At 65.8% G+C, this 26,829-nt stretch carries 22 protein-coding genes and 1 pseudogene; 12 read left to right on the plus strand and 11 right to left on the minus strand.

What is annotated here, in order from left to right; all coding sequences use genetic code 11:
- Positions 1–31 precede the first annotated feature (31 nt).
- Positions 32–1,111, minus strand: coding sequence for an alpha/beta hydrolase family protein (locus tag AC5YGJ_RS20060; protein WP_496187540.1), 1,080 nt, complete (start codon positions 1,109–1,111; stop codon positions 32–34).
- A gap of 13 nt (positions 1,112–1,124) precedes the next feature.
- Positions 1,125–1,952: an AraC family transcriptional regulator gene (locus AC5YGJ_RS20065; RefSeq protein ID WP_309340297.1), complete on the minus strand. Its 828-nt coding sequence runs from the start codon at positions 1,950–1,952 to the stop codon at positions 1,125–1,127.
- 201 nt (positions 1,953–2,153) lie between these two features.
- Here AC5YGJ_RS20065 and AC5YGJ_RS20070 point away from each other — a divergent pair, with 201 nt between their 5' ends.
- The gene (locus AC5YGJ_RS20070) at positions 2,154–4,547 is read left to right on the plus strand and encodes a TonB-dependent receptor plug domain-containing protein (RefSeq protein ID WP_496187541.1); all 2,394 of its coding nucleotides are present in this window, start codon (positions 2,154–2,156) and stop codon (positions 4,545–4,547) included.
- Positions 4,547–5,848: an aminotransferase class V-fold PLP-dependent enzyme gene (locus tag AC5YGJ_RS20075; RefSeq protein WP_496187542.1), complete on the plus strand. Its 1,302-nt coding sequence runs from the start codon at positions 4,547–4,549 to the stop codon at positions 5,846–5,848. Before AC5YGJ_RS20070 ends, AC5YGJ_RS20075 begins: the two co-directional genes overlap by 1 nt.
- Positions 5,849–5,927: 79 nt before the next feature.
- On the opposite strand, the gene AC5YGJ_RS20080 is transcribed toward AC5YGJ_RS20075, so the two are convergent.
- Genes AC5YGJ_RS20080 through AC5YGJ_RS20095 form a run of 4 tightly spaced genes read right to left on the minus strand, consistent with a single transcriptional unit; the run spans position 5,928 to position 9,800 of the window.
- Positions 5,928–7,442, minus strand: a complete 1,515-nt coding sequence (locus tag AC5YGJ_RS20080) for an aminotransferase-like domain-containing protein (RefSeq protein WP_496187543.1) — start codon at positions 7,440–7,442, stop codon at positions 5,928–5,930.
- A gap of 9 nt (positions 7,443–7,451) precedes the next feature.
- A complete protein-coding gene (locus AC5YGJ_RS20085) occupies positions 7,452–8,051 on the minus strand; it encodes a DUF6436 domain-containing protein (protein WP_496187544.1) in 600 nt (199 codons plus the stop codon).
- Positions 8,051–8,329, minus strand: a complete 279-nt coding sequence (locus AC5YGJ_RS20090; RefSeq protein WP_249842587.1) for a hypothetical protein — start codon at positions 8,327–8,329, stop codon at positions 8,051–8,053. The genes AC5YGJ_RS20085 and AC5YGJ_RS20090 overlap by 1 nt, the downstream gene beginning before the upstream one ends.
- A gap of 55 nt (positions 8,330–8,384) precedes the next feature.
- The gene (locus AC5YGJ_RS20095) at positions 8,385–9,800 is read right to left on the minus strand and encodes an aminotransferase-like domain-containing protein (protein ID WP_496187545.1); all 1,416 of its coding nucleotides are present in this window, start codon (positions 9,798–9,800) and stop codon (positions 8,385–8,387) included.
- A 183-nt stretch (positions 9,801–9,983) separates the two neighbouring features.
- On the opposite strand from AC5YGJ_RS20095, the gene cyoA reads away from it, so the two are divergent.
- From cyoA to AC5YGJ_RS20120, 5 genes are read left to right on the plus strand one after another with little or no spacing between them, the layout of a single operon-like run.
- On the plus strand, positions 9,984–10,889 hold the full coding sequence (cyoA, locus tag AC5YGJ_RS20100; protein WP_496187546.1) for a ubiquinol oxidase subunit II: 906 nt from the start codon (positions 9,984–9,986) through the stop codon (positions 10,887–10,889).
- A 5-nt stretch (positions 10,890–10,894) separates the two neighbouring features.
- A complete protein-coding gene (cyoB, locus tag AC5YGJ_RS20105; RefSeq protein WP_409460605.1) occupies positions 10,895–12,871 on the plus strand; it encodes a cytochrome o ubiquinol oxidase subunit I in 1,977 nt (658 codons plus the stop codon).
- Entirely contained in the window at positions 12,868–13,503 is a 636-nt protein-coding gene (gene cyoC / locus AC5YGJ_RS20110) for a cytochrome o ubiquinol oxidase subunit III (RefSeq protein WP_496187547.1), read from the plus strand. Before cyoB ends, cyoC begins: the two co-directional genes overlap by 4 nt.
- 1 nt (position 13,504) lies before the next feature.
- A complete protein-coding gene (gene cyoD / locus AC5YGJ_RS20115; RefSeq protein ID WP_496187548.1) occupies positions 13,505–13,837 on the plus strand; it encodes a cytochrome o ubiquinol oxidase subunit IV in 333 nt (110 codons plus the stop codon).
- Positions 13,838–13,848: 11 nt separating this feature from the next.
- Complete coding sequence (locus AC5YGJ_RS20120; RefSeq protein ID WP_496187549.1) at positions 13,849–14,529, plus strand: SCO family protein; 681 nt, start codon at positions 13,849–13,851, stop codon at positions 14,527–14,529.
- Positions 14,530–14,662: 133 nt separating this feature from the next.
- On the opposite strand, the gene AC5YGJ_RS20125 is transcribed toward AC5YGJ_RS20120, so the two are convergent.
- On the minus strand, positions 14,663–15,259 hold the full coding sequence (locus tag AC5YGJ_RS20125) for a DNA breaking-rejoining protein (protein ID WP_496187550.1): 597 nt from the start codon (positions 15,257–15,259) through the stop codon (positions 14,663–14,665).
- Positions 15,259–17,025, minus strand: coding sequence for a S8 family serine peptidase (locus tag AC5YGJ_RS20130; protein ID WP_496187551.1), 1,767 nt, complete (start codon positions 17,023–17,025; stop codon positions 15,259–15,261). Before AC5YGJ_RS20130 ends, AC5YGJ_RS20125 begins: the two co-directional genes overlap by 1 nt.
- A gap of 286 nt (positions 17,026–17,311) precedes the next feature.
- Between AC5YGJ_RS20130 and AC5YGJ_RS20135 the strand changes: the two genes are divergently transcribed.
- Entirely contained in the window at positions 17,312–17,752 is a 441-nt protein-coding gene (locus AC5YGJ_RS20135) for a DUF2231 domain-containing protein (RefSeq protein ID WP_496187552.1), read from the plus strand.
- A complete protein-coding gene (locus AC5YGJ_RS20140) occupies positions 17,745–19,055 on the plus strand; it encodes a PQQ-dependent sugar dehydrogenase (protein ID WP_496187553.1) in 1,311 nt (436 codons plus the stop codon). The genes AC5YGJ_RS20135 and AC5YGJ_RS20140 overlap by 8 nt, the downstream gene beginning before the upstream one ends.
- Before the next feature lie 117 nt (positions 19,056–19,172).
- Here the strand turns inward: AC5YGJ_RS20140 and AC5YGJ_RS20145 are convergent, their stop codons facing one another.
- Positions 19,173–19,835 (minus strand): exopolysaccharide biosynthesis protein, encoded by a 663-nt coding sequence (locus AC5YGJ_RS20145; RefSeq protein ID WP_496187554.1) that lies wholly within the window; start codon positions 19,833–19,835, stop codon positions 19,173–19,175.
- 149 nt (positions 19,836–19,984) lie between these two features.
- On the opposite strand from AC5YGJ_RS20145, the gene yidA reads away from it, so the two are divergent.
- The 3 genes from yidA to AC5YGJ_RS20160 all read left to right on the plus strand — a co-directional run bounded on the left by yidA (position 19,985) and on the right by AC5YGJ_RS20160 (position 23,959).
- Complete coding sequence (gene yidA, locus AC5YGJ_RS20150; protein WP_496187555.1) at positions 19,985–20,818, plus strand: sugar-phosphatase; 834 nt, start codon at positions 19,985–19,987, stop codon at positions 20,816–20,818.
- Between the two features lie 325 nt (positions 20,819–21,143).
- Positions 21,144–23,462, plus strand: coding sequence for a TonB-dependent receptor (locus tag AC5YGJ_RS20155; RefSeq protein WP_496187556.1), 2,319 nt, complete (start codon positions 21,144–21,146; stop codon positions 23,460–23,462).
- 110 nt (positions 23,463–23,572) lie between these two features.
- Positions 23,573–23,959: a hypothetical protein gene (locus AC5YGJ_RS20160; protein WP_496187557.1), complete on the plus strand. Its 387-nt coding sequence runs from the start codon at positions 23,573–23,575 to the stop codon at positions 23,957–23,959.
- A 767-nt stretch (positions 23,960–24,726) separates the two neighbouring features.
- Here the strand turns inward: AC5YGJ_RS20160 and AC5YGJ_RS20165 are convergent.
- Entirely contained in the window at positions 24,727–25,623 is an 897-nt protein-coding gene (locus tag AC5YGJ_RS20165) for an RHS repeat-associated core domain-containing protein (RefSeq protein WP_496187558.1), read from the minus strand.
- A gap of 20 nt (positions 25,624–25,643) precedes the next feature.
- Positions 25,644–26,829, minus strand: a pseudogene (locus AC5YGJ_RS20170) (hypothetical protein); the annotation flags it as partial.

The following is a 26,829-nucleotide window of genomic DNA, read 5'->3' on the forward strand; positions in this document are numbered from 1 at the left end:
CACTGTAGCGCCGCGCCCTGCCCGGCGGCCACTAGCGCAGGGCATCGCCGAAGAAACGTTCCGTCGCATCAATTGTCCGTGCGTGGGTCTGCGCCTTCGGCACGGCGGTGCTGCACAGCGCCGCCAGCCGTTGCCGGCCGGGTGCAGTGCACTCGGACAGGAAATCGTAGTGGCCAACATCCGGCAGGCGCGTCAGCGTCGCACCCGGAATCATTGCCTGCGCAGCGTTGCCATTGCTCGCCGGTGGGGCAACCTTGTCAGCGTCGCCCAGCAGGATCGACACCGGCTGCCGCAAGGAGGACAGCTGTTCAGGCGCGAATGCCTGCACGATGGCCGGTGCCAGCAGGAACACGGCCCGCACGCCGGGAATCGCGCGTGACCTGTCGGCCTCGGCGATCCAGGGAGCGAGCGCGGGCGAAGCCGCAGCGGCCAGGCGTGCTTCCATTGTGTGCGTGGCAGCTTCCTGCTGCGGTTGGCACACGCCGTCGTCGGGATGCGCGCGACAGAATGCCAGCAGACGTTGCAGATCCGGGCGCGCGCCGGCGGCCAGCAGCGCCGTGTAGCCGCCGGCGGAGAAGCCGACCACGCCCAGCCGTTGGGTGTCGATGTGGGGTCCCAGAATTGGATCGGCCTTCACCGCCGCCAACGCGGCGTGCAGATCGTCCGCGCGCAGCCAGGTGAGCAGGCTGCCGGGCAGGGTCATCTCATCGGCACCGTTGTTGCCGGGATGATCGACCGCAATCACCAGATAGCCGGCACGCGCCAGCGCCGTACCCAACCAGCCCATCATGCGCGCGCTGCCGCCATTGCCATGCGACAGCAGCAGCGTCGGCAGGCGCTCGCCGGCGACGGGAGCCGCCATCGCCGCGCGGCCGACATCGAACAGCGGCGCATCGGGTGGGCCGATGGTCAGGGCGGTTTCCCGGCTACGGGCCGGCGCTGGATACCAGACCGTGTAGCGCAGGCTGTCGCGGTGCTGCGCATCGCGCACCGCGGCGCTGGCCACGGTTGTGCTGCCGTGGCGTTCGCCCGCCACCCGTGCGCCGTCGGCATGGGCGCAAAGGGAGGCTGTCATCAGCAGCACGCCGAAAGCTGTGGTTCTCATGCGCATATCCAGTTCCATGTCAGCAGGGGCGTTCGTCCACGGGCAACCAGATCTCCACGCCGCCGTGGCCGGTGTGCTCATCGAAGCGGGTGTCGTAGCGTTCCAGGTCCGGCGCGTCGGCCAGGCTCAGGCCGGAGCCTGGCAGGTAGTGGTCCAGCAGCCAGAACCAGGTCGAGCGGATGGCCGAGATATGCCCAGCATGCCAGGCCACCAGGTAGCGTCGTGCGGGCACGTCCACGCGCTGCCAGTGCGCAGGCACAGGGCGAAGCGAGCCCACCGGCAGCGCGGCGATGTAGTCGAAGCCGCCGTCGTCGTCGCTGTTGCAGCACACACCGAAACTGATCGGTGCAGGCGTCGGCCATTCGCGGTTGAGCTGGGCCCATTGTCCGGGAATCGCACCGCCACTGTCGCGGGTATGACGCATGCCGATCCCGGCCAGCTGGAAGGCGGGCGTGTCGAGCAGCCATGGTGCCTCAGCGCAGGCAGCCGGGGCATCGTCCACGCGGATCGCCTGCACCAGTGCCAGCCCATCGGTGCCCTGTTCGCGCACCCGTTCAGGGGTCTGCCCGAACTGTTCGCAGAAGGCGCGGGTGAACGCGGCGTGGGTGGTGTAGCCGGCGCCCAGCGCCACCTGCAGGATGTCGCCCGCACCGTTGGCCAGGCGCTGCGCGGCAGCGGTCAGTCGCCGTCCACGCAGGTAGCGCACCACCGACGTGCCGGTGCGGGCCTGGAACAGGCGCGACAGGTGGAACGGCGACAGTCCGGCCGCCGCGGCGATATCGGCCAGTGCCAGCGGCAGATCCGCATGGGTTTCGATGTACCACAACGCCTTGCCTGCCGCGCTCATCCTGCCGTTCCCCGATTCCAATGCCTGGCACAGTAGCGGATCGACGGGCGCGGCGTTTAGCAGTTCTTGCGCATCGCTGGCACCGGGCTGTCGCACTGACGTCATGCCTGCTTCACAGATCGCGCCGAGACTGCGCGCCTTGTCCAGCCCTGCACCGTCCGCATCGGCGCTGGCCCTGTCGCGTTCTCCCGGAGCCCTGCCGTGCATCGTTCGAAGCTTTCGCGTTCCATCCTCCTTGCCCTTTCCATGGCCAGCGCAGGAGGCGCGATGGCAGCGGAGGCCGATGCCAGCAGTGGCGACCGCGCCGCGCCGACCCAGCTCGATGCGATGCTGGTTACCGGCACCCGTGCCTCCAACCGCACCCAGTTTGAAACGCTGGCACCGGTGGATGTGTTCAGCAAGGAAGACATCCGTTCGGTGCAATCCACCGACCTGAAGGACGTGCTGGCCCAGCTGGTGCCGTCGTTCGTGGTGCAGCGCCTGCCGATGGCCGATGGCCAGGTGTTCGTGCGCCCGGCCACCCTGCGCGGGCTGTCGCCGGACCAGACCCTGGTGCTGGTCAACGGCCGCCGCTTCCACCGCAGCGCGCTGCTCGGCAACCGCGGTGCACAGGCGGCCGACCTGGCGCAGATTCCGACCAGTGCGATCAAGCGCATCGAAGTGCTTCGTGATGGCGCATCGGCGCAGTACGGCTCGGATGCCATCGCCGGTGTCATCAACATCATTCTCGAAGACGGCCCCGGCACCGAGATCACGGCCGGCTATTCGCAGTATGCGCAGGGCGATGGCGCGTCGCGCGACTTCAGTGCGCGCACCGGCTGGTCGCTGGGTGACTACGGCAGCCTGGTACTGTTCGCCGAATCGTCCAACTCCGATGCCACCTCGCGTACCCGCCAGCGCCCGGATGCGATCGCGTTCCAGGCCGCGCATCCCGAGCTGGCCGTGCCCAACCCGGTGCAGCGCTGGGGCCAGCCGGAACTGGAAAGCCGCCGCGTCGGCTTCAACGTGAAGGCCAACGCCAGCGACGCACTGGAGTTGTATGCGTTCGGCCTGTACAGCCACAGTGATGGCGTCAGCGATTTCAACTGGCGCAACCCGGACACCACCACCGGTGCCTACCGCACCACGCCGATCTTCCCGGGCTGGAACCTGCGCTCGATCTATCCGGTGGGCTTCAGCCCGCAGTACGGCAACGTGCAGAACGATCTGCAGCTGGTGGCCGGCGTGCGTGGCGAGATCACGCCGAAGCTGCGCTGGGATGTCAGCGCCTCGTATGGTCGCAACGCCATCGACTACAGCCTGAAGAATTCGATCAATGCCTCGCTTGGCCCGGCCAGCCCGACCGCGTTCGATCTCGGCCGCCTGACCCAGACCGAGAAGAACGCCAACGCCGATTTCAACTACGAATGGGATGTGGGCGCGCTGTCCAAGCCGATCAACGTCGCCTTCGGTGGCGAGTTCCGCCAGGAGACCTACCAGGTACGCGCTGGCGATCCGGCCTCTTACGCGGTGGGTCCGGGCGCCGTGGCCGGCCTGGAGGCCAATTCCAATGGCGCACCGGGCTTCTCGGCCAGCCAGGCCGGGCAGTGGAGCCAGCGCAGCAAGGCCGCTTACGTGGATATGGAAGTGCCACTGGGCGAGCGTTGGAGCATCGGCGCGGCCAGCCGCTACGAGGACTTCTCCAGCTTCGGCAGCACACTGGATGGCAAGCTGTCGGCGCGCTTTGCGATCACCCCGGACGTGGCCCTGCGCGGCACCGTGTCCACCGGCTTCCGCGCGCCCACCCCGGCCCAGCTCAACACCACCAGCACCAGCCAGGGCCTGGATACGCGCACGCTGCAGATCTTCACCAGTGGCCGCCTGTCGCCGAATGACCCGCTGGCGCAGCTGCTCGGGGCCAGGCCGTTGAAGCCGGAAGAATCGCGCACCGCCTCGCTGGGCCTGACCTGGCGCACCGACCTGGGCCTGTCCGGTTCGGTGGATGTCTACCAGATCAAGCTCACCGACCGCTTCAGCCAGTCGGCCAGCTTTGCCATCCCGGCCGGCACACCGAATCCATTGGGCTACACCTCGGTGAACTTCTTCACCAACGATTTCGATACCACCACCACCGGTGTGGACGTGGTGGGCAACTACCTGCGTGATCTTGGCGCCGGCCGCATGACGCTGACCCTGGCCTACAACTACAACCGCACCCGCGTGGACAACGGCAGCACCTCGGTGGCCACCAACGAGACCCAGCGCGTGCTGTTCGAAGACCGCCTGCCCGAGCACAAGGGCAGCCTCACCGGCAGCTGGGACATCGGCGCCTGGTCGCTGATGGCGCGCATGCGTTACTACGGTGCCTGGACTGATTCCAGTGGCAACGCGGTGGGCGACATCTATCAGCGCTTCGGTGCGATGAGCTTCCTCGATCTGGCGGTGGGCTATCGCATCAACGAACACCACAGCCTGCGCGTCGGCGCCGACAACGTGTTCGACCGCTATCCGGACGAGGCCACCTTCCAGGCCAGCCGTGGCCTGGTGTATTCGCGCAATGCGCCGTACGACACCGATGGTGCCAACCTGTACGCGCAGTATCGGCTGACCTTCTGATGGACCGCCGTCGCCGCAACCTGCTGCGTGCCGGTGCCTTGCTGCCGGCTGCGGCCGCTCTGTCTTCACTGCCTGCCACGGCTGCTGCGCGTTACGCTGCACCCATGCAGATTCCCGCGACGACCGTGGCGCCGGACGTGCTGGCCCGCGATGAAGGCTACTGGTCCGCCGTGGCCAGCCACTTCGACATCACCGATGAAGTGAACCACCTGGAGAACGGCTACTGGGGTGCGATGGGGCGCGAGACGCTGGCCAGCTACCAGCGCCACACGGCCGAGGTAAACCGTGGCAACGCCTGGTATGGGCGCCGGGAATTCCCGGCGCAGTACGTGGCAGTGCAGCGGCTGGCGGCCGAACTGTTGGGTGTGGGCAGCGACGAGATCGCGCTGACCCGGGGTGCCACCGAGGCGATGCTGGCGCTGATCGGCGGCTACAACCGCCTGCAGCCCGGCGATCAGGTGCTGTATGCCGACATCGACTACGACAGCATGATCGGCGCGATGCGCTGGCTGCAGCAGCGCCGTGGCGTGCAGGTCGAGCGCATCGCGCTGCCGGCGGTGCCGGACCACACGCAGATCGTGCAGGCCTATGAGGCCGCGTTCGCACGGCTGCCACGCCTGAAGCTGGTGCTGCTGACCCAGGTCAGCCATCGCCACGGGCTGGTGCTGCCGGTGGCGGAGATCGCCGAGCGTGCCCGCGCACGCGGTATCGATGCGATCATCGATGCCGCGCACGGGTTCGGCCAGATCGATTACGCAGTGCCGCAGCTGAAGGCCGATTTCGTTGGCATCAACCTGCACAAGTGGATCGGTGCGCCGGTTGGTGTCGGTGCGATGTACGTGCGCAAGGGACGCGTGACGGATCTGGACCCGTACATGGGCGAGAACGACGATGGCCGCGTCGGCAGCCGGGTGCATACCGGCACGGTCAACTTCGCTGCTTACCTGGCGCTGCCGGAGGCGATCGCCCTGCACCAGCACATCGGCGCCGCGAACAAGCAGGCGCGCCTGCGCTACCTGCGTGAACGCTGGACGGTACCGGCGCGGCAGATGGCGCATATCGAAGTGTTGTCGTCGCCCGACCCGGCCTTGGCCAGTGCGTTGGCCAGCTTCCGTCTGCGCGGGCGCACCAGCGTGGCCGACAACATTGCATTGCAGAAGCGGCTGCTGGATGAACATCGGGTGTTCACCACCCATCGTGATGGACTGGAATCGGGCGCCTGCGTGCGGGTGACGCCGTCGGTGTTCACCCGGCCGGCGCAGATGGACGCACTGGTGCAGGCGCTTGCCGCGTTGGCCTGACAATGAACGGTGGTGCCGGCCGCTGGCCGGCAAGCTCATGATCGTCGCCTACCCGTGGGCTGCCGGCCAGTGGCCGGCACTACCGATCAATTGCCGGCAACCCGTCCGACAACAACAGCCGATCAATCCGCCGCAACGCACTCTCCAGCTGCCGGCGGTCCGCCGCCAGCCCCAGTGACAGTCGAACGCCATTGTGATGCTCCACCCCGGGCAGGCAGAACGCCGATGACGGTGCGATCGCCAGCCCCTGCAGCTGTGCGGTACGCACCAGCGTGGCATCGGTCCAGGGCGCTGGCACCCGGCACCAGGCATGCAGGCCTTCTGCACGTACCAGCAGCGAGGGCGCCAGCAGATAGCGCGCCATGCCGATGCGCTCGCGCGCCTCGCTGCGTACCTGCGCCAGCAGCGATTGCGCCGAGCCGTCCAGCAGCAGCTGGCTGGCCAGTGCCGAGACCAGTGGATGACCCATCAGGCGGGTGGCCCTCAGCGCCGAGGCCATCGCATCGGCCTGCGTGCTGCCCGGGCAGCGCACGAAGGCGGTACGCAACCCCGGGCTGATCACCTTGGACAGGGTTGCCACATGAAACACATGGCGCGGGGCCAGCATCGCCAGCGGTGTCGGTGCATCTTCAGCGAGATGCCAGTACGGATCATCCTCGATCGCCAGCAGACCCTCGCGTTCCAGCACGCGTGCCAGCGCTTGGCGTCGATGCAGTGGCAACGTCAGCGCGGTCGGGTTCTGGCAGGTGGGGTTGAGATAGACCAGCCGCGCGCCGCTTTCGCGTGCCTGCCGGGCCAGCGCGTCGGGGCACATGCCGTGTTCGTCGTTGGCCACCGGCAGCAGTCGCCGTCCGAGTGCGGCGGCCGCCTGCAGCAGGCCCGGGTAGACCAGCGCATCGCACAGGATGGCATCGCCATCGCGGCCCTGGCTGACCAGGATCGCGGCCAACGCCACCTGCGCGCCCTCGGTCAGCAGCAGGCAGCTGTCGTCCACCGCGCCGAGCATCGGCTGCAGCCAGCGTGCCGCCGCGTGGCGATCGGTCGGGTTGCCGCCGCCCAGGTGATACGTCATCAGGTTCGGTGCGTTGCTGCGCGCAAGCACGGCGGCGGCACCACGGCGCAGGGTCTCGGCCAACGCGTCGGCATCGGGCACCGGGGGCACGTTCATGCTCAGGTCCACCCGCTGCTCGAAGCCGGCCTTGGGCGGCGCGATGAAACTGCCCTGCGGGCCGCGCGCCTCGATCAGGCCGCGTTTGCGTGCTTCATCGAAGGCGCGGGTGACCGTGGTCAGGTCGATGCCCAGCTGCTGCGCCAACGCGCGCTGCGACGGCAGGCGCTGGCCCGGCGCAAGGCCGCCGCGACGTACCGTGCGTTCCAGCGAATTGACGATACGCAGGTAGATCGGCCCGCTGTGCGCGAACACGTCCTGCACCCATTCGCGCGCTGCGACATCCGGTCGCGGCATGTACGGAGCATGTCGGGGCGTATCGTGGCTTCCAACGGCGGGAGCCTGTCCATAACCATCGGTCGGTTCGGACAGGTGACCGCCGTTGTTGTTTGCGGCGGCCACGCCACCCGGAGCCAGTGATGTCATTGCGCGTCCTCAGCGCTTGGCCTGCCATGGGCAGTAGCAGCCCACGGCCAGCAGTCCTTTCGGGCGCACGGTTTCGCCGCGCACCAGTTTGTCCAGCAGCGGTTCGACGAAACTGTTGGCCGAGTTGCAGACCATGCCGATGCTGTACGGGCCCGCATAGGCCAGGTGGCCGCGGCGGTCCCAGATCACCACGGCCGGGCTGGCCGGAATGTTCTCGATGCCATCGAGCGTCGGCAGGGTGATCACCTTGCTGCGCAGCGGCTCGGGCAGCTCGCCCTGCGTGCCGGGGCGGCGGATCGCATAGAAGTCGATGCCGGCGCGGCGGTACATGCTGATCAGGTAACTCAGGTGCGCGCCGGTTTCGCGGTTGCAGACCGCACACGCCGGGTCCCAGAAATGCACCACGCGGATACGGCCGGTGTCGCCGGCCAACTCGGGCGGCAGGCGCAGCTGCGCGTCGTCGAAGACGATGGCCTGCTCGGTGAAGGTCGATTGCGCGCTGTAGCCGAAGTACTGCCACAGGGCTGCCGCCACGCCGGCCATGAACAGGCAGGCGAGGGCGATCATCGCCGGCAGCAGCCAGCGGCGGCGCGGCGCGGCTGCGCCCATCAGGAGTCTTCCCGGCCGAACTTGTGCACGTACTGCTTGCGCATCTCGCGGCAGGAATCGGCCTGCGCGCGACGCTGGATCTCGCTACGCGAGGGATCCTCGCTGCGCTGCACGCACTGCTCGATGGCGTGGCGCTCGGCGGCCTGCACGCTGGCGGTCTGCGGTTGCAGGCACACCCAGGCCAGCGCGGCCAGCATCAACACCACGAAGCCCCCGCAGGCGGCCATGACCAGGTGGAACCTCAGTTTTTCGGCGCGCATCGATGCACGTCCCTTCATCCATACATTGCATACAAAATATCACTTTGTATGGATATTGCGCCATGCGGGCCGATCAGACGATGGCGCTGTGCCGGGCCTCGGGCGCTTCGGACAGGATCTCGTTCAGCTTGGCCAGCGCCCCGGCGAGGGTGCCCTGGTCGACGGCGCCACCCAGCGACAGCCGGATCGCGTTGCCCGGCGGCGGTTCTTCCACGCTGAAGGCATCCGAGCTGGCGATGCCCAGCCCTTGTTCCTGCGCAGTCTGGATCAGCCGGTACTGGTCCAGCCGTGGCGGCAGCGGCAGCCACACGTGCAGGCCGGCCGGATGCGCGCGCGCGCGGGAGGGCAGGTACTGCGCGGCAATGGCCTGGCGTTCGCGCAGCTCCTGCTGGAAGCGCTGCACCATGTCCTGGGCCTGGCCGCTGTGGATCCACTGCGAGGCCACGGCCACCATCGACTGGGTCGGCATCAGTGCGATCGCGCGCAGCGCGTCCAGCACCGGCTCCATCGGCTCGCCGCCCGGCACTACCAGGTAGGCGGTGCGCAGGCCCGGGGCCAGGCATTTGGACAGGGTGGAGATGTAGTAGACCGGGCAGCCGGCATCGCGCTGCGCGGCCAGCGGCGGTGCGGCGTCACCGGCCAGCAACCAGTAGGGATCGTCTTCGATCACGGTCAGATCGTGGCGCCTGGCGACCGCCAGCAGGGCCTGCCGGCGCCGCGCCGACATCGTTGCCGTGGTCGGGTTCTGGATGGTCGGCACCAGGTACAGCATGCGCGGCCGGCGCAGCTGGCAGGCCTCCTCCAGCGCGTCGGGCAGCATGCCCTCGGCGTCCATCGCCACCGGCACCACGCCCCGTTGCAGCACGCGCGCGGCGGCCAGCAGGCCGGGGTAGGTCAGCGGTTCGGCGGCAATCAGCTCGCCCGGCTGGGTACGGGCCAGGATCAGCGCGCACAGCGCGGTCTGCGCGCCGGGGCAGATCACCACCTGGTCGGCACCCACCGTGCCCAGCATCGGCGCCAGCCACTGCACGGCGGCGGCGCGGTCCTCGCGGCTGCCGGCACCGACGTGGTAGCTCATCAGCTCGCCCTGGCCCAGCTGCTGGCCCAGGTGCTGGAAGCCGGCCTCCATGCCCTGCGCGAACGGCGCACTGCCCAGCAGCGGCGGGATGTTCATGCTCAGGTCGACCGAGGTGCTGCGGTTGCCGGCCGACAGCGCGATGAAGGTGCCGCCGGCGCCCTGCGCGTCCAGCAGCCCGGCCTGGCGCAGCTCGGCGAAGGCGCGGGTGACGGTGGTCAGGTCGACCCCGACCTGCTGGGCCAGATCACGCTGCGGGGGCAGGCGGTCGCCCGGGCGCAGCACGCCGTCATCCACCGCCTCGCGTACCTGCTGGGCAATCTGCAGGTACAGCGGTCCGCCGCCCTCGCGGAAGGGGCGAACCCAGGTCCGGTTGGGGTGTTTCAGGCGGCGGCCGGCGGCAGGAGGCGTCATCGGTCAGATTTTTCCATACGTGCGAGTGCACAAGTCCATACAATGTTGTATTTTGTATGGGCTTGATTGGAGTGGATCGCCTGCTTGTAGGCGACCTCGTACCCACAGTGTAGCCGCTCCACGCCCGGGCGCTGCGCGCAGGCGAGCCGGTCAAGCGCGCTTTTTCAACAGGGTTGACCTCCAATGAATATCTGCTGGAACCGCATCCGCCTGGCGCTGGTCGCCCTGGCCTGCGTCGGCCTGTCGGGCTGTGACTGGGTGCTGCTGGATTCGAAGGGCATGGTCGGGCTCGCCCAGCGCGACCTGATCCTGATCTGCATCGGCCTGATGCTGATCGTGGTGATACCGGCCATCGTGCTGACCTTCGTCTTCGCCTGGCGCTTCCGTGCCGGCAACACCAAGGCGAAATACACGCCGGACTGGTCGCACTCCACCAAGGTGGAGATCGTGGTCTGGGGCGTGCCGCTGATCATCATCGCGGTGCTGGCGGTGATCGTGTGGAAGTCCACCCATGAACTGGACCCATACAAGCCGCTGGACGTGGCCGGTGAGCCGCTGCACGTGGAGGTGATCGCCACCGACTGGAAGTGGGTGTTCGTCTATCCGGACCTGGGCATCGCGACGGTGAACCAGCTCAACTTCCCGGCCAATCGACCGCTGGCGTTCAACATCACCTCCAACTCGACGATGAATACCTTCTTCATTCCGCAGCTGGGTGGGCAGATCTACGCGATGGCCGGCATGCGCACGCAGCTGCACCTGATCGCCAACGAGCCGGGCCAGTTCCGCGGCATGTCCGGCAACTACAGCGGGCATGGCTTCTCGAACATGAAGTTCATCGCCACCGCCAGCAGCAACGAAGCGTTCGAGCGTTGGGTGGCCGAGGTGCGCAGCGCGCCGGACGCGCTCAGCTTCACGCAGTTCAAGGCGCTGGCCGCACCGTCGAAGAACGCACCGGTGCAGCACTTCTCCAGCGTTGAACCGTTGCTGTTCAAGAAAGTCATCGACCAGTTCATCGGTGTCGGTGAGAACACCACTGCCGCGGCCCCGGCTGGCGCTGCCGCTGGCGTCCAGGTTTCCCAGGAGTAACGAACATGTTGGGCAAATTGACGTGGGAGGCCGTGCCACTGCACGAGCCGATCGTCGTGGTCACCTTGGCGGCGATGGTGCTGGGCGGCCTCGCGCTGCTGGGCGCGGTGACGTACTTCAAGCTGTGGGGCCCGCTGTGGCGCGACTGGTTCACCACCGTGGACCACAAGAAGATCGGCATCATGTACGTGGTGGTGGCGCTGGTCATGCTGGTGCGCGGCTTTGCCGACGCGCTGATGATGCGCGCGCAGCTGGCGGCGGCCGGGCCGGGTAGTGAGGGCTTCCTGCCGCCCGAACACTACGACCAGATCTTCACCGCGCACGGCGTGATCATGATCTTCTTCGTGGCCACTCCGTTCGTGGTCGGCCTGATGAACATCATCGTGCCGCTGCAGATCGGCGCGCGCGACATGGCGTTCCCGTTCCTCAACGCCTTCAGCTTCTGGATCTTCGTGGTCGGCGCAGCGCTGATGATGATCTCGCTGGGCGTTGGCGAATTCGCCATGACCGGCTGGGTCGCCTATCCGCCGCTATCGGGCATCGAGTTCAGTCCAGGCGTGGGTGTCGATTACTACATCTGGGCATTGCAGGCCTCGGGCATCGGCACCTTGCTGACCGGCGTCAACCTGTTCATCACCATCCTGCGCATGCGTGCGCCGGGCATGACCCTGATGAAGATGCCGGTGTTCACCTGGACTGTGCTGGTCACCAGCGTGATCATCATCGCCGCGTTCCCGATCCTGACCGTGGCGCTGGGCGCGCTCACCCTGGACCGCTACCTGGACTTCAACTTCTACACCAACACGTTGGGTGGCAACCCGATGATGTACGTGAACCTGGTGTGGGCCTGGGGCCATCCGGAGGTGTACATCCTGGTGCTGCCGGCGTTCGGCATCTTCTCTGAAGTCACCGCCACGTTCGCGCGCAAGAAGCTGTTCGGCTACAAGTCGATGGTCGGCGCCACGCTGGCCATCGGCATCCTGTCGTTCGTGGTCTGGCTGCACCACTTCTTCACCATGGGCTCCGGTGCCAGCGTCAATGCCTTCTTCGGCATCATGACGATGATCATCGCCATTCCTACCGGCGTGAAGATCTTCACCTGGCTGTTCACCATGTACGGCGGCCGCGTCGAGTTCAGCGTGCCGATGCTGTGGACCATCGCCTTCCTGGTCACCTTCACCATCGGCGGCATGACCGGCGTGCTGCTGGCCATTCCGGGCGCGGACTTCCTGCTGCACAACAGCCTGTTCCTGGTTGCGCACTTCCACAACACCATCATCGGTGGTGCGCTGTTTGGCTACCTGGCCGGCTTCGTCTACTGGTTCCCGAAGGTGTTCGGCTTCACCCTCAACGAGCGTCTGGGCAAGTGGTCGTTCGCGTGCTGGGTGATCGGCTTCTACCTGGCCTTCATGCCGCTGTACATGCTCGGCTTCATGGGCATGACCCGACGCATGAACCAGTACGACAACCCGGCGTGGACGCCGTACCTGATCGCCGCCTTCATCGGTGCACTGTTCGTGTTCGCCGGCATCATCCTGATGCTGGTGCAGATCTACGTCAGCGTGCGCGACCGCAAGCGCAACCTGGACCTGACCGGCGACCCATGGAATGCACGCACGCTGGAATGGGCCACGCCGTCGCCGCCCCCGTTCTACAACTTCGCCGTGGTGCCCAAGGCCGACGAGCTGGATGCCTTCCACGAAGCGAAGAAGCGTGGGTTGCCGCCGCCGCCGAAGAAGTACGCACCGATCCACATGCCGAAGAACACCGGCGTGCCGCTGATCCTCAATGTCTGGATCCTGGTGCTGTGCTTTGCCCTGGTCTGGCACATCTGGTGGATGGCCGCGGCCAGCTTCATCGCGATGATCGTGACCCTGATCGTGCGCTCCTACGATGAGGACGTGGATTACTACGTCAGCTCCGAAGAGGTGGCGCGCACCGAAGCGGCCAATCTGGCCAAGCTGAAGGAGGTACGCGCATGAACCTGTTGACCCGCCCGGAGCTGGCCAGCAACACGCAGGTGCACGAGGAACTGCACGCGCACGACCACGCCCACGAGCAGGGCGGCATGAAGGTGTTCGGCATGTGGGTCTACCTCATGTCCGACCTGGTGCTGTTTGGCTCGCTGTTCGCCTCGTATGCGGTGCTCAGCACCGCCTACGCTGGCGGCCCGACCGGCAAGGAGCTGTTCTCGCTGCCGTTCGTGATGACCGAAACCTTCCTGCTGCTGGTGTCCAGCATCACCTACGGCCAGGCCGTGCTGGCCATGCACCGCCACGATGCCTCGGCGGTGCTGCGCTGGCTGGGCGTGACCTTCGTGCTCGGCGCTTCGTTCATCGGCATGGAGATCTACGAGTTCTCGCACCTGATCCACGAAGGCGCGGGCCCCAGCACCAGTGCCTACCTGTCGGCGTTCTTCGCGCTGGTCGCCACCCACGGCCTGCACGTGGCCAGCGGCCTGATCTGGATGGCGATAGTGATGCACCAGGTGTACCGCCGTGGCCTGACTCCGACCAACATCACCCGCGTGTCGTGCCTGAGCCTGTTCTGGCACTTCCTGGACCTGGTGTGGATCTGCGTCTTCACCTTCGTCTACCTGATCGGAGCCTTCTGACATGGCCCACGTCGAAACCTCGCGCGCCGGCAATGCACACGGCTCCACCAAGTCCTACCTGATCGGCTTCGTGCTGTGCGCGCTGCTGACCGTGGTGCCGTTCGCGCTGGTGATGAACCCGGTGCTGTCGCGGCCGCTCACGCTGTTGCTGCTGGTGGGCTTCGCGGTGGCGCAGATCCTGGTGCAGCTGGTGTTCTTCCTGCACATGGACCGCAAGTCCGAAGGTGGCTGGAACCTGGCCAGCTTTGTGTTCACCCTGGTGATCCTGTTCATCGTCGTCGCATTGTCGGTCTGGATCATCTGGAGCATGCACTACCACATGATGATCAACTGAGCCTGCGAACCGTGAAAGGCATTGCGTTCCCCCATCGTGGCCTGCGGCTGGCCGCAGGCCTGCTGCTCGGCCTGCTGGCCGGGTGCAGCGCGCAGTCGCGCATGGACTTCTATTCCAAGGACATCGCCTGCGAGGAACTCGGCCAGCAGTGGTCGATGCCCGACAGCCACGGCACCGTACGTGGCCCGAAGGATCTGCAGGGCCAGGTGACCTATCTGTTCTTCGGCTTCACCAGCTGCCCGGATGTGTGCCCGACCACGATGGTCGAGCTGGGCCAGGTCAAGCACCTGATGGGCAAGGATGCCGACCAGCTGCAGGTGGTGTTCGTCAGTGTCGACCCGGCCCGCGATACGCCCGAGGTCGCGCGCATCTATGTGGAAGCGTTCGATCCCAAGGCGATGGCGTTGGTCGGCAACGAAGCGCAGCTGGCCGCGATGGCCAGCGACTTCAAGGCGTTCTACGAGAAGGAACCGGGCCAGCTGCCCGACACCTACACGATGAGCCACATCGCCGGTGGCTACGTGTTCGATCGCCAGGGCCGCCTGCGCCTGTTCGCGCCCTACGGCATGCCGGTGGAGAAGCTGTTCTCCGATGTGCAGCGCCTGCTGCTGGAACCGGCTCATCCGGCCGCCGGCAACGACGCACTGGCCAGCTGCAGCCTCAAGCACACCGGAACACTCGCCGCGCGCTGACGCCGGTGGATGCCAACCGTTGGTCGGCAGGTCGGGAAAATGGTGGGTGCCAACCGTTGGTCGGCACGCCCTGGCGGAACCAATCCCCCAGCCGGCCAGGAGAGCCAACCGGCCGGGGGCACCACTCAACGCCTTACTTGGTTTCTTCCCACTGCACCACGTCCGGCTCGGCCGCCTTGATGCCGGCGGTCGACAGCAAGGTGGTGGTTGCATCCAGCGCCGCGTTCACCGACGGATATTCGACAATCGCCCGGCCGGAAGCCTTGGACACCTTCACCACGGTGCCACCGGTGGCGGTCGCCGCACGCTGCGCCGAGGCCGCATCGGTGAAGAACACCTTGACCCGCGAAGTCGCCACCACCGGCGCGCCATCATTGGACACGGCCGCGGCGAACTTGCCGGCACCGGCATCCAGCCGCGCCGCCGCACCGGTGCTGCCGGCATCGAGGGAGCGCTTGCTACGGGCACCAGTGCTTGCCGCGGCGGCTTCCGCAGCCGGCGTGATCCTGAACTGGCCACCACTGGCCTGCTGCACGGTGGCCGACGGTGCCAGGCGGAAGCGGTTGCCGCCCACATCGAAACTGCGCCCGGTGGCTTCGGCCTTCAGTGCCTGTGCGTCCACGGTCGACAGGGTCCTTGCAGCGGGGGCCTGGCCCGAGCTCTGTGCCCAGGCGGTGGAGGTGATCGCCGCGAAGGCGAGGGTGCTCAACAGAATGGTCGTCTTCATCATCAGTGCCCCAGAACGCGGATCTTGAAGAATTCGAGGTTGCCACGCGATGCAGCGTTCGCGGCCTGCCCCATGTCGGTGACTTCCAGCGTCCAGGTGCCGGTGGCGTTCTCATCCAGGAAGGCATTGCTGGACAGCAGGTCCCAGCTGGTGAAGTTGCGCTGCACACCATTGGTGCCCGAGCCGATGGCGGTGAACGCCGGCTGCACCACGCTGCGCGTGCCACTGGGCGAGACCAGCACGAACTGCAGCTGGCGGGTGTTGCTGTGGTTGACGCGGAAGCCCAGCTGTACGCTCTCGATGTTGCGCGCGCCATTGGCCAGCTGGAAGGTCAGGCGCGCGGCGGCGGCCGAGGTGTTGCCGATGGCCACCGTACGTGTGGTGTTGCGCCAGCCGCTGTCCACCAGCGCACCGAGCGACTGGAAGTTCTCCGCCACCTGCACCGCACGCGCGGCGTTGACCACACCGAAGCCGTACCAGTTGCTGTAGGCGCGTCCGGCAGCGTTCACCGTCCAGCCCGGCACCAGCACGCGGCCATCGGCCAGCGTCACCGCCGCCCGGTTCGGGTCGGTGCGGGTGGCGGTGGTGGCCAGGATGTACTTCACATCGCGGTAGGAAAGATTCGGATTGGTTTCCAGCACCAGCGCCGCCACACCGGACACCATCGGTGCCGAGGCGGACGTGCCGTTCATCTTGGCCGTGTAGTTGCAGGTGCTGTCGATGGCCGACTGGTTGCTGTCCAGCGTGTTCTGGCGGTTGGTGTTCTTGTTGCTGCCCTGCGCGCACCCGGTCACGTCGGTGGTGACGATGGCCGGGTCGTAGGCACGTGCCACCAGCCCGGGCGCGTACTGCGCCTGCAGGCCGTACTCGCCGCCGAAGGCCGACACCCACAGCGCCGAACCGGTGGAGGAATACGACGAACGCACGCCGTCGGCGCGCACCGCACCCACGGTGATCACGTTGAACAGGTTGTTGCGCGGGTCACGCCCGGCGGGCACGCAGCCGGTGTTGCGGTTCTTGGTGTCGGCGGTGCAGATGTCCTGGCCGGTGGAGAGCGTGCCGTTGTTGTGGTTGTTGCCGGCCGACTTCACGTAGATGCCACCCCGGCCACCGCGGGTACCCGACAGGGCCTGCTCGTAGGCGCTGATGTCGTTCTGGCTGTAGGCGAAGGGCAGGTTCGGATTGCCCGGGCCAGCACCCCAGCTGTTGTTGAACACCTGCACATCGGCCGATTCGGCGCCATCCCACCAGGCGTACTCGATATTGCTCTGCTGGTTGCCCTGGGCCGAACTCGAAATCGGGTTGAAGCCTTTCAGCGTCGCCGCCGGGGCCACGCCGCGCACGCCGCGGTTGTTGGCGCCCACCGCGCCGGCGATGCCGCCGACCATGGTGCCGTGGTTGTCGGCGTCCGGGTTGGAGGGCGTGGGGTTGTTGGAGCCATTGGCGAAGTTCTTGCCGGCTACCGCCGCCACGTTGGCCGCCAGGTCCGGATGCGCGATCTGCAGGCCGTCATCGACGATGGCGATGGTGACGCCCTGGCCGCGGATGCCATTGCGGAACAGGCCATCCACGTTCAGATCGTTGCCAGCCACCGGCAGCGTATCGGCCGGCACCGTCTGCCCGGTATTGAGCAGATGCCACTGGATTCCGGCCAGCGGATCGGCCTGTTGGGCCTGGGCTGTGACGGCCAGGCTGCCCACTACCAGGGCAGTGGCAAGGGCCAGGCGCGCGGAGCGCGGTGGCGCGGAGCGTTGCGTGTGTCGCTTCATACACGAATCCTTCTGTTGTGAATCGGCATGGCAGGACGGCGGGGCGGAACTGCCCCATCGCAACGAGCCAAACGCGACACCACGAGTCCCTCCCTACGTCGAATGGGCACGAATGTTTCGATATGCGAAGTGCGTCACAAACACTCATGACGCACGGTAATAACGACTACACATTTCTGTTGGCGGCCCGCATCCGTGCATGGCGTGGCTCTACCGGGTCTCATCGCGCGGCTTCACATCCGGCTGTGCTACTACAGCCCGAGCCCCTTCCGCGCGGAGCACGATGATGGTCAATCCCTTGGCCCAGGCCCATCGCGGCCTTGGCACCACCCTGTTCAGCCTGTTGAACCCGATTCCGTTCGGGTTCTTTGTCGGCGCCTTGATCTTCGATGCGATCTACCTCAACAGCGCCGAGGTGATGTGGGGCAAGGCCGCCGCCTGGCTGATCACCTTCGGTCTGCTGATCGCCATCGTGCCGCGCCTGATCAACCTGTTCGCGGTCTGGCGCCGCAACGGCAGTGCCACCCGCATCGACCGCATCGACTTCTTCCTCAACCTGGTGGCGGTGCTGCTGGCCATCTGGAACGCCTTCGTGCACAGCCGCGACGCCTACGCCGTTGCCGTGCCGGGCACGATCCTGTCGGCGCTGACCGTGGCGCTGATCGCGCTGGGGCTCATCCTGCTGTCGCTGCAGCCGCCGGTGCGGCACGGAGGTCGTCATGGCTAAGCCCTTCCTGCCCAACCTTGCGGTGCTTTCGTTGGCGGTGATGCTGTCGGCCTGCGCGGGCAAGGCCGAATACCACCCCACCGACCAGTCCGGCGCGAAGCCGCCGCTGCCGGCACCGCAGAACTTCCTGATGCCGCCCATGCAGGTGCCCAAGGGCGTCGGCTGGGCCGAAGGCCAATCGCCTACGGTGGCCGAGGGCCTGAAGATCGAGCGCATCGCCGCCAACCTGCAGCATCCGCGCCGCCTGTTGACCCTGCCCAACGGCGATGTGCTGGTGGTGGAGGGCAACGGCCCGGGTGAAGAGCCGGTCACCACGCCCAAGCAGTGGATCGCCGGCAAGGTGAAGGCGCGCTCGGGCAAGGCCGGCAAGGGCGGCAACCGGGTCACCCTGCTGCGGCGCACGCCCGGCACCACCACCTGGGCCCAGCACGTCTACATCGAGGGGCTGCATTCGCCGTTCGGCATCCAGCTCATCGGTGACACCCTGTACGTGGCCAACACCGGCAACATCGTGCAGTTCCATTACGTGCCCGGCGAAACGCGCATGACCGACAAGGGCCGCGAGTTCACCGATCTGCCCAGCACCATCAACCACCACTGGACCAAGGAGCTGCTGGCCAGCCGCGACGGCCGCAAGCTGTACGTGGGCGTGGGCTCCAACAGCAACATCACCGAGAACGGCCTGGCGGTGGAGTACCGCCGCGCGGTGGTGCTGGAAGTGGACGTGGCCACCCGTGGCAGCCGCATCTTCGCCTCGGGCATCCGCAACCCCACCGGCCTGGACTGGGAGCCGAGCACCGGCACGCTGTGGGCGGTGGCCAACGAGCGCGACGAGATCGGTGCCGACCTGGTGCCCGATTACCTCACCTCGGTGAAGGAAGACGGCTTCTACGGCTGGCCCTACAGCTACTACGGCCAGCACGTGGACGAGCGCGTGCAGCCGCAGCGGCCGGACCTGGTGGCCAAGGCGATCGTGCCGGATTACGCCATCGGCTCGCACGTGGCGCCGCTGGGGTTGCTGTTCTATACCGGCCAGGCGCTGCCGGCGCAGTACCACGGCGGTGCCTTCATCGGCGAACACGGCAGCTGGGATCGCTCGCCATTGAGCGGCTACGAAGTGGTGTACGTGCCGTTCAAGGATGGCAAGCCGACCGGGCGGCCGCAGACCGTGGTGAGTGGCTTCGCCTCCAAGGACGAGAAGACCCTGATGGGCGCACCGGTAGGCATGGCGATGGACGCCGAGGGCGCGTTGCTGGTGGCCGACGACGTGGGCGACGTGGTGTGGCGGGTGTCAGCCAAGTAGCCCTGTAGCGTCGAGCTTGCTCGATTGCTTTCTGTAGAGCCGAGCCATGCTCGGCTTGCGCGCGCAGCGCGGGGCTTGCGCGTACAGGTCGAAGAGCAGCCGAGCGTGGGCTCGGCTCTACAGTTCTGAGGTACCGCTGCGGAACCCGTTGAACACCGATTCGGCGGCAAAGCCCACGCCGCCCAGCAGCACGCCGAAGTACACCAGCGTGGCCACCACGAAGGCATAACCGGCTGCCACCGCCGCGCCGTCGCGCTGGATGAAACCAATGGCGAAGGACATCAGTGCCAGCGCCGGCAGCGTATTGCTGAAGGGAATCGGGCCGGCCGGCGCCATCAGCAGCACCGTGGCCATCACCAGCGCCAGGTTGTTCAGGCGCATCATCTTCTTCGAACGCACCATCACCGCCAGCCGCATCGGCCGCGACAGCCGTTCCATGCGATGCACCCACTTCAACGCACGGCCGAGGTTGGTCTTCAGCGTTTCGGTGGCGATCTCGCGGCGTGCCAGCTTCTGCGGCACCCACAGCGGGCGGTTGCGCAGCCGGCTCAGGCCGATCAGCAGGATCGAAGCGCCAAACACCGTGCTCAGCCCGGGAATCGACACCGGGATGATGAAGATGGCCGAAAGCAGGATCACCACCAGCAGCAGGCCCTCATCGCCCAGGGCGCTGAGCAGGGTACCGACGCTGACCCGTTCGCCGGGCAGTTCGTCGATCATCTGCTCGATCTGCTGGGCCAGTGGCGCGGTGTCGTTGGGGTCGGGGGCACGGTAGGTCATGCGTCGAAAGGGTTTCCAGGGAAGGGCGGTCAGGGGGCCGTCCTGCGGTGGGGGACGCACAGGCCCCTGAAGTATCCCGGCCAATGTGGGCAAAGAGGTGAACCGGGCATGAGGCGCTAAACTGGCACGCCCCGCACGAGTGCAACGCAATGGACATGGGCCGCCGGCAATCGACCATCGAACTGGTCGCCATCGACATGGATGGCACCCTGCTGGACCCGGCCCACGCGCTCACTGCACGGGCCAAGCAGGCCATCGCACAGGCGCGCGCGCTGGGCGTGCATATCGTGCTGACCAGCGGCCGCCCGGTTCCCGGCCTGGCCCCGTTCCTGCACGAACTGGGCATCGACGGCGACGACGACTACTGCATCGCCTGCAACGGTGGCCTGGTGCAGCGCATCGGCACACGCGAAACCGTGGTCGAGTACCCGCTCAGCTTCGACGACTTCCTGTTCTGCGAGCAGGTGGCGCGCGAACTGGGCATTCATTTCCAGGCGCTGGACAGCCAGCGCATCTACACGCCCAACCAGGACATCAGCTACTACACCGTGGCCGACTCGCATCTCTCGCAGATGCCGCTGTCGTACCGCCGCGTGGCCGACATGGATCAGTCGATGTCCTTCATCAAGCTGATGATGATCGATGCGCCCGAAGTGCTGGACGCGGCCATCGCGCGCCTGCCCAGCGAGCTGACCAAGCGGTTTGCCGTGCTGAAAAGCGCACCGTTCTTCCTGGAAGTGTTCGACCACCGTGCTGGCAAGGGCCCGAGCCTGCAGAAGCTGGCCGAGCACCTGGGGATCGACCGCCACAACGTGATGGCCATTGGTGACCAGGAGAACGACCTCACCATGCTGCAGTATGCTGGCACCAGCGTGGCGATGGGCAATGCCATCGACGCGGTGAAGGCCGTGGCGCGGTTTGAAACCACCAGCAATGCCGATGACGGCGTGGCACGCGCGATCGAGCGCTTCGTGCTGCGGTAAATCGCGCGGCCACCCTCTGGTAGGTGCCAACCTTGGTTGGCACACGCATGGCTATACCCACGTATACCCCACCCATCCCCATCGCCATCGGCGCTGTACCACCGCGCAATGGCGGATGCGGCCGAGCGATGCAAGACTTTCGCACGTCGAAATCACGCCATCGCATTGAGCGGCTGAGGATCGTCTTCCCCCGCCGCTGACCGGCGCGCACTGCGCCGTCACCCCCCAACGCAATCGCATCACCAGCCAGCGCACCGACACCGGTGCCGCCCCGCGCTGGGCGTGCGCCTGCGCCCTCTTTCCCCACTGCACGCTGGATCTTTCCATGAACACCCCACCCACGACGCGCCTGGCGCTGGCGATCCTCACCGCCATCGCCGCACCGGCCCATGCCGCCGAATCGGCTGACACCGCGCACGACACGCCCACCACCTTGAACGCCCTGCAGGTGATCGCCACACCGCGCGGCGCCGCCGTCGCGCCCACCCAGGTGGTCGGCCCGAACCGTTACATCATCCAGGCCGAAGACCTCGATGCGGTGGTCACCGGCAACAACGGCCTGGCCATGCTCAAGCAGGTGCCCGGCGCCAGCTACACCGCCACCGACGGCCTGGGCCTGGATATCTCGGCCACCAGCCTGTTCGTGCGCGGCTTCCGCATGAATGAAATGGGCATCACCTTCGAAGGTGTGCCGCTGAACGATAACGGCTTCCTCTCGCTCACCGGCACCAGCGTGGTGAATGTGGGCGTGCCCGATGGCATCGGCGCGATCACGGTCAGCCCGGGCGGCGCACCGGTCAGCGTGTTCTCCAGCAGCGTCAACGGCGGCAGCCTGGAATACCGCCTGCGCGAACTGCAGGACACCCCCAGCCTGCGCGTGAAGCAGGGCGTGGGCAGCAACAGCACCCTGGTCACCACCGTGTCCGGGCAGAGCGGCCAGCTGGGCGAACACGGCCCGAAAGTGCTGGTCGACCTGCAACGCGTGTCGGCCGACAAGTACCAGGGCGAAGGCACCCAGAACTTCCTGCGCGGCGACCTGAAGCTGCAGCAGGACGTGGCCTGGGGCGATGTCACCGTGTTCCTGTCCGACAGCAAGGCCAAGGTCTGGGGCTACAACAACATCTCCTTCGACATGATCCGCAAGCTTGGCTGGAAGGCCGACATCTTCTACCCGGATTACGCATGGGCCTGGTACGTGGCCTCGCCGGAGAACGCAGACAAATCCTGCGGCGCCTACACCTGCGGTGAGCTGTCCGAACTGATTCCGTACGACACCGGCCAGATCACCCGCGACCGCGTGTCCTCGATCAACCACCGCTTCCAGATCACCCCGGCACTGCGTGGCAACGTGCAGCTGTACAACGCCAACAGCCACACCCAGGCCACGCTGACCGACCCCACCGTGCCATCGCCCAATGGCGCACCGTTCTCCGAGCAGGTGCAGACGCCGCGCCTGAACCGGCTGGGTGGCATGGTCAACCTGCAGTTTGAAGCCGGTGCGCATACCCTCACCGCCGGTTTCTGGCAGGAAAAGAGCAAGGCTGCAGCCAAGACCGAGTGGTACCAGCAGCCGCTGCTGGGTGAGGGCCCGCCGCTGAAGGCCACCGGGCCGTTCGATGTGTACGGGCCGGCGTTCAAGACCGACAACGCCTCAAGCTGGGTGACCCGCTCGCGCCAGTTCTACCTGCAGGACGACATCGTGCTGAATGACACGCTGAAGCTCGGCGTGGGCTTCAAGGCCGTGGACTTCCGCACCCATGGCGGCGGCCTCGGCGATGCCGAGGACCGGCCGGTGAACGGCACGCTGCGTGCGAAGAGCAACTTCCTGCCACACGTCTCGCTGTTCTGGAGCCCGACCGAATCCACCGACGCCTTCATCGACCTGGCCAATACCATGAACGGCTACCGCGTCGCCCAGCGCGGCAACATCGGCTACACCGCCTCGGCATGGACCATCACCGACCAGGAGGAATTCGACCGCGTGGCCGGCACCCTGCGCCCGGAGAAGAACTGGAACCTGACCGTGGGCGCATCGCACCGCTTCGACCGGCTGACCATCACCGGCGATGTGTTCTACAACGATATCCGCAACCGCCTGCTGTCGGCCGCCATCGGCACCCAGTTCGCGCAGATCAACACCGTGCGGCTGATGCCGAAGATGCACGTGATCGGCGCCGACCTGGGCATCACCGCCGACCTGACCGACCATCTGCAGTTCTACCAGGGCGTGGCAGTGGCCCGTTCGTACTACGACAGCGATTTCGTGGTGGGCGACACCGTGTACCCGATCAAGGGCAACGCCCAGCCGGGTTACCCGCAGATCTCGCTGGTGAGTGATCTATCCGCGCACTTCGGCGACTGGCGCTTCGGTGCCACCAGCACCTCGTACCTGCGCCAGCCGTTCACCTACGAGAACGACATCCGCGTGCCCGCGTTCTGGCAGGTCAACACCTACGCCGCCTACCGGTTCGGCGCGGACAGTGCAGTGCCCGGGCTGGAGCTGCGGCTGGACGTGAGCAACCTGTTCAACCGCCACAACATCGGCACCGCCACCATCGCCGGCTCGTCGTTCTCGGGCGATTACCAGACCCTGCAGCGCAGCGCACCCCGGCAGCTGATGTTCAGTACCTCGATGGCGTTCTGATGCCACCAGGGATGGGGTCAGAGCCCCTTGCTGCGCAAAGGGCTCTGACCCCAAACCCCTGCCTTGCGCAATCAACAGGGATTTTCTGGCGGCGGCGCAAGGTTCCCACAATGTTGCTGCGTCATCCTGTCGGCATGGCACAGCACCACACGCAATCACCGCTGTTCGGCATCCGGGGCCCAGGACGGCCCCGGCAGGCGCTGTCCGTGGCGCCTGCGATCGACCTGCGGGCCGAATACCAGTTCTGGCAGGTGTACGAGCGTGTGGTGCAGCCGCTGCCCGGCGGCGGGCTGCGGCTGGCCTGGCTGGTCTGCCAGAAGGTCTACCGCGACCGCTGGCAGTACCCGCACGACAGTGACGAGGTGGCACTGTCGCGTGTGGTGTTCGGCGGCAACATGACGGCTGACCGCGCATCGGAGCTGGCGGCGCTCCACGCGCTGGTCAGCCGTCGGGTGGCGGTACTGGCCAGACGTGGGCGGATGGGTACGGCGGCGTGATGGCGGGATAGACACCTACGTCGCTACGGTGAGTCGGGTTGACACGTCCTGATCCAAGCCGTACTCGAATATCTGACCCTTCCCATTTGGCACCATCAATTTGAAGGGCTGGAGGTGCGTTTCACTTCAGAGCTGATGACTGAATTCCACTGGCAATCATCTGTCACATCACTATCAGTGTTCATTATTTAAGTAGTGAAACACGTGGCGGATATGGTGAGCGGGCCAGAACAGGTTGATGAGTCTCTGGAGAAATTCGCTTCAGTCAGCCCGAAAGCCGTAAGGGTGGCGCACGTTCTGTATCTAAAAATCGAGTGTGTGACGATTCCGGGCGGGGACAATCGTGTCATACAACTGCAGAGGCCTCCGCACCTTTTGTCTCATTCCATGTCATCCAAACTCAAGTGTCACATCTTAGCTATCGCCAAAATCTAAATTGATTTTATGAGATCACTGGTAGTAGGTCTCGCGAACAACTTTGCTGCAAGTCGGATCAACATCAACATGGAATGATCTCAGTCCACCCTCAGGCAGGAGCACCTTTAGATCTTCCAGGTACTGAACGGTGAACCCCAGGTTCTCATTTCCGGAGCCTTCTTCCTTGATTCTGTACAGCCTCTTGTGCCATCCCCTCGAACTCTCCACGTGCCGTTCGATCAGTTGTTGGCAGCGGTCGCGCTCGTGGCCGGATGGCTCGTTTCCATGGCACCCCGCACTGAGCAACAACAAAGCTGTAGGTGTGATTGATATGATTCGAAGTGTTCTCACTATTTTTCCTCCGGTATTGGAATGAACTCATAGCCTTCATGGCTTCGTACCATGCCAGGTACACCCATCTCCTCAAGAAACTGGTAGTCATATCCGTTCGAGTAAGCTTGGTATCCTTCGGCAAGCGTATTGGGATGAGTGTGGAAGAAGCCAACTATCCTGCATCCGCAGGCGAACTCTGAGGGCTTCTGTAGTACGTCCTGGCCCATCTGACTGCGGCTACCAGGCCGTGATCGAACGAGATCCACTTCCCCGTAACCGTCTCGGCGGATGATCCACCCTCCTTGTTCGCGTTTCAAGGAGCCAGGTTGACCGTGTTTGACTGTAGGTGCATTGGGGTTGGAATCCTCCCAAGCTGTTTCCATTTGACGTCTAAGGCGTGCATTTCTTGTCCATTCTGGATCTGATGCCGTTGGGGAGTGCCCGTACCTGGGAACTGGTGCCGTCTGCCGAACAGTTGCCGAGTCTGGAGTACCTCTGCTGAAGGCAACACCTCCGGGCGAGCCTTGCTCGAGTTGGCACGTAGTATCCTTTCCACACGCGCGGCGCCCATCAGGGTCGACAAGCGAGTATGGATTTGCACTGGCATATCGATACCGATTGAACTGCGTGGTTGCCTGGCCGTACGCGGTCACTGGGTCTACCGAAAGAAAGACTCCCAACTGTGGATCCATATACCGCTGCTGCATATAACTCAACCCGGTCGACGCATCGCTCACATGCCCGGCATACCCGGGACCATCCGATACGCCACCGCCCACCACTGCCCCGTAGGGCTCATATACGTACCGCTTGATCACGTTGCCGGCCTCGTCGGTCTCTGCAACCGGTGAGCCCAGCGCGTCCGTGTGGATGTAGGTCACCGTCTCCGCTGCGCTGGCCATGGTGGGGACCATGGTCACGAAGAGAAGTCCGGTCAGCGTGCCCGCCAATCCTTCTGGGAGCCCAACCCGGCTCCGCTGAGCGTCTTGCGCTTGATGGCGTACAGGTCGAATGAGGCTGAGACGCGCTGGTAATAGCGCCCCCCAACTGCTGCGCATGCGTTTGCACCCACGCCAGTGCGGGTACGCCTGCTGTACTCGAAATCGAACTGACCTCGCGTGCCTGCCGGATGTGTTGCGATCAGCGTGAACGAGGACGGGTCGAAGCCGGGTTTGCGGCACCTGCTGGGATCGCCATCCCAAGCTTCATAGCCCGGGTTCAGGCCACCGTATCCGGGGTCCTGCCAGCTGTACTCGTAGCCGAGCCGGATTCCGTCAGGCTGCAACACCGTCTTGAGCGTGGGCCATCGCGAGAAGCCAAGCGTTCCTGAGCTGGCGTTGTACTCATAATTCCAGGTGCGGCCGCTGGTGGTGGCAGAGGCAATCCTGTCTCCATCATAGGCAATGGCGATGCTTCTGCCGTCGCTGGCGCGGATGCCTACCAGTCTGTCGCCGGAGTAGTCATAGGCCACCCAGTTGCCGTGACGGTCTTCCACCCGGCTGGCCATTAGAAGCACACGGACCATGCCGACGCGCGTTACGCCCACGTCGAGAAGCCCGGCGTTCCGCTCGATACCCACATTGAAGAAATAGCGGTTCCCGGCGCCATCCAGTCCGAGGAAACCCTCGCCGGGGTAGCCGTTGGCCGTGCCGGGCAGGCACGAGAAGCGCATGCTGCTGCGCGTTCCCCAATTGTAGGTGGTCCCGTCAGTAGGCCGCGGATTGGGTGTGTCGGCATTGCCGATGAACAGCATCTCCTGGTCGCCTTCGCCAGGAAGATGCAGCATGTTCCCCGACCAGACTTCGTAGGGCGAAATGTTCGCGGGTACCTTGGCAAAGAATGCCGCGCTACAGCGTTGCGTGCCCCCATTGGAACTGGTGTTCCACTTCGAGCTTGCGTCGAAGGTGCCATGCAGATAGGGCACCTCCACATCCCAGCTGCCGAAGCCTCCTAACGGCGTCCTGTCCTTGAAGGACTGGATCGCGAATCGTCGTTGCAGGCGCACGGGCAGAGGTGCATTTCCCGGCAGATCGATATCGGTAACGACGAACTCTGTTGCCCCTGAGCTCAGCGTGATTCTCTCACCGAAGAGATCGGACGACAGTGGCGAGACCATCTCA

It is taken from the genome of Stenotrophomonas sp. CS3K5, from assembly GCF_059515225.1.

What these genes read in the sequence shown, in the direction of transcription:
- AC5YGJ_RS20060 (WP_496187540.1), bottom strand. Translation starts at nt 1,111, where the DNA reads ATGCGCATGAGAACCACAGCTTTCGGCGTGCTGCTGATGACAGCCTCC.
- AC5YGJ_RS20065 (WP_309340297.1), bottom strand. Translation starts at nt 1,952, where the DNA reads ATGAGCGCGGCAGGCAAGGCGTTGTGGTACATCGAAACCCATGCGGAT.
- AC5YGJ_RS20075 (WP_496187542.1), top strand. Translation starts at nt 4,547, where the DNA reads ATGGACCGCCGTCGCCGCAACCTGCTGCGTGCCGGTGCCTTGCTGCCG.
- AC5YGJ_RS20080 (WP_496187543.1), bottom strand. Translation starts at nt 7,442, where the DNA reads ATGACATCACTGGCTCCGGGTGGCGTGGCCGCCGCAAACAACAACGGC.
- AC5YGJ_RS20085 (WP_496187544.1), bottom strand. Translation starts at nt 8,051, where the DNA reads ATGGGCGCAGCCGCGCCGCGCCGCCGCTGGCTGCTGCCGGCGATGATC.
- AC5YGJ_RS20090 (WP_249842587.1), bottom strand. Translation starts at nt 8,329, where the DNA reads ATGAAGGGACGTGCATCGATGCGCGCCGAAAAACTGAGGTTCCACCTG.
- AC5YGJ_RS20095 (WP_496187545.1), bottom strand. Translation starts at nt 9,800, where the DNA reads ATGACGCCTCCTGCCGCCGGCCGCCGCCTGAAACACCCCAACCGGACC.
- cyoA (WP_496187546.1), top strand. Translation starts at nt 9,984, where the DNA reads ATGAATATCTGCTGGAACCGCATCCGCCTGGCGCTGGTCGCCCTGGCC.
- cyoB (WP_409460605.1), top strand. Translation starts at nt 10,895, where the DNA reads ATGTTGGGCAAATTGACGTGGGAGGCCGTGCCACTGCACGAGCCGATC.
- cyoC (WP_496187547.1), top strand. Translation starts at nt 12,868, where the DNA reads ATGAACCTGTTGACCCGCCCGGAGCTGGCCAGCAACACGCAGGTGCAC.
- cyoD (WP_496187548.1), top strand. Translation starts at nt 13,505, where the DNA reads ATGGCCCACGTCGAAACCTCGCGCGCCGGCAATGCACACGGCTCCACC.
- AC5YGJ_RS20125 (WP_496187550.1), bottom strand. Translation starts at nt 15,259, where the DNA reads ATGATGAAGACGACCATTCTGTTGAGCACCCTCGCCTTCGCGGCGATC.
- AC5YGJ_RS20130 (WP_496187551.1), bottom strand. Translation starts at nt 17,025, where the DNA reads ATGAAGCGACACACGCAACGCTCCGCGCCACCGCGCTCCGCGCGCCTG.
- AC5YGJ_RS20135 (WP_496187552.1), top strand. Translation starts at nt 17,312, where the DNA reads ATGGTCAATCCCTTGGCCCAGGCCCATCGCGGCCTTGGCACCACCCTG.
- AC5YGJ_RS20140 (WP_496187553.1), top strand. Translation starts at nt 17,745, where the DNA reads ATGGCTAAGCCCTTCCTGCCCAACCTTGCGGTGCTTTCGTTGGCGGTG.
- AC5YGJ_RS20145 (WP_496187554.1), bottom strand. Translation starts at nt 19,835, where the DNA reads ATGACCTACCGTGCCCCCGACCCCAACGACACCGCGCCACTGGCCCAG.
- yidA (WP_496187555.1), top strand. Translation starts at nt 19,985, where the DNA reads ATGGACATGGGCCGCCGGCAATCGACCATCGAACTGGTCGCCATCGAC.
- AC5YGJ_RS20155 (WP_496187556.1), top strand. Translation starts at nt 21,144, where the DNA reads ATGAACACCCCACCCACGACGCGCCTGGCGCTGGCGATCCTCACCGCC.
- AC5YGJ_RS20160 (WP_496187557.1), top strand. Translation starts at nt 23,573, where the DNA reads ATGTTGCTGCGTCATCCTGTCGGCATGGCACAGCACCACACGCAATCA.
- AC5YGJ_RS20165 (WP_496187558.1), bottom strand. Translation starts at nt 25,623, where the DNA reads ATGGTCCCCACCATGGCCAGCGCAGCGGAGACGGTGACCTACATCCAC.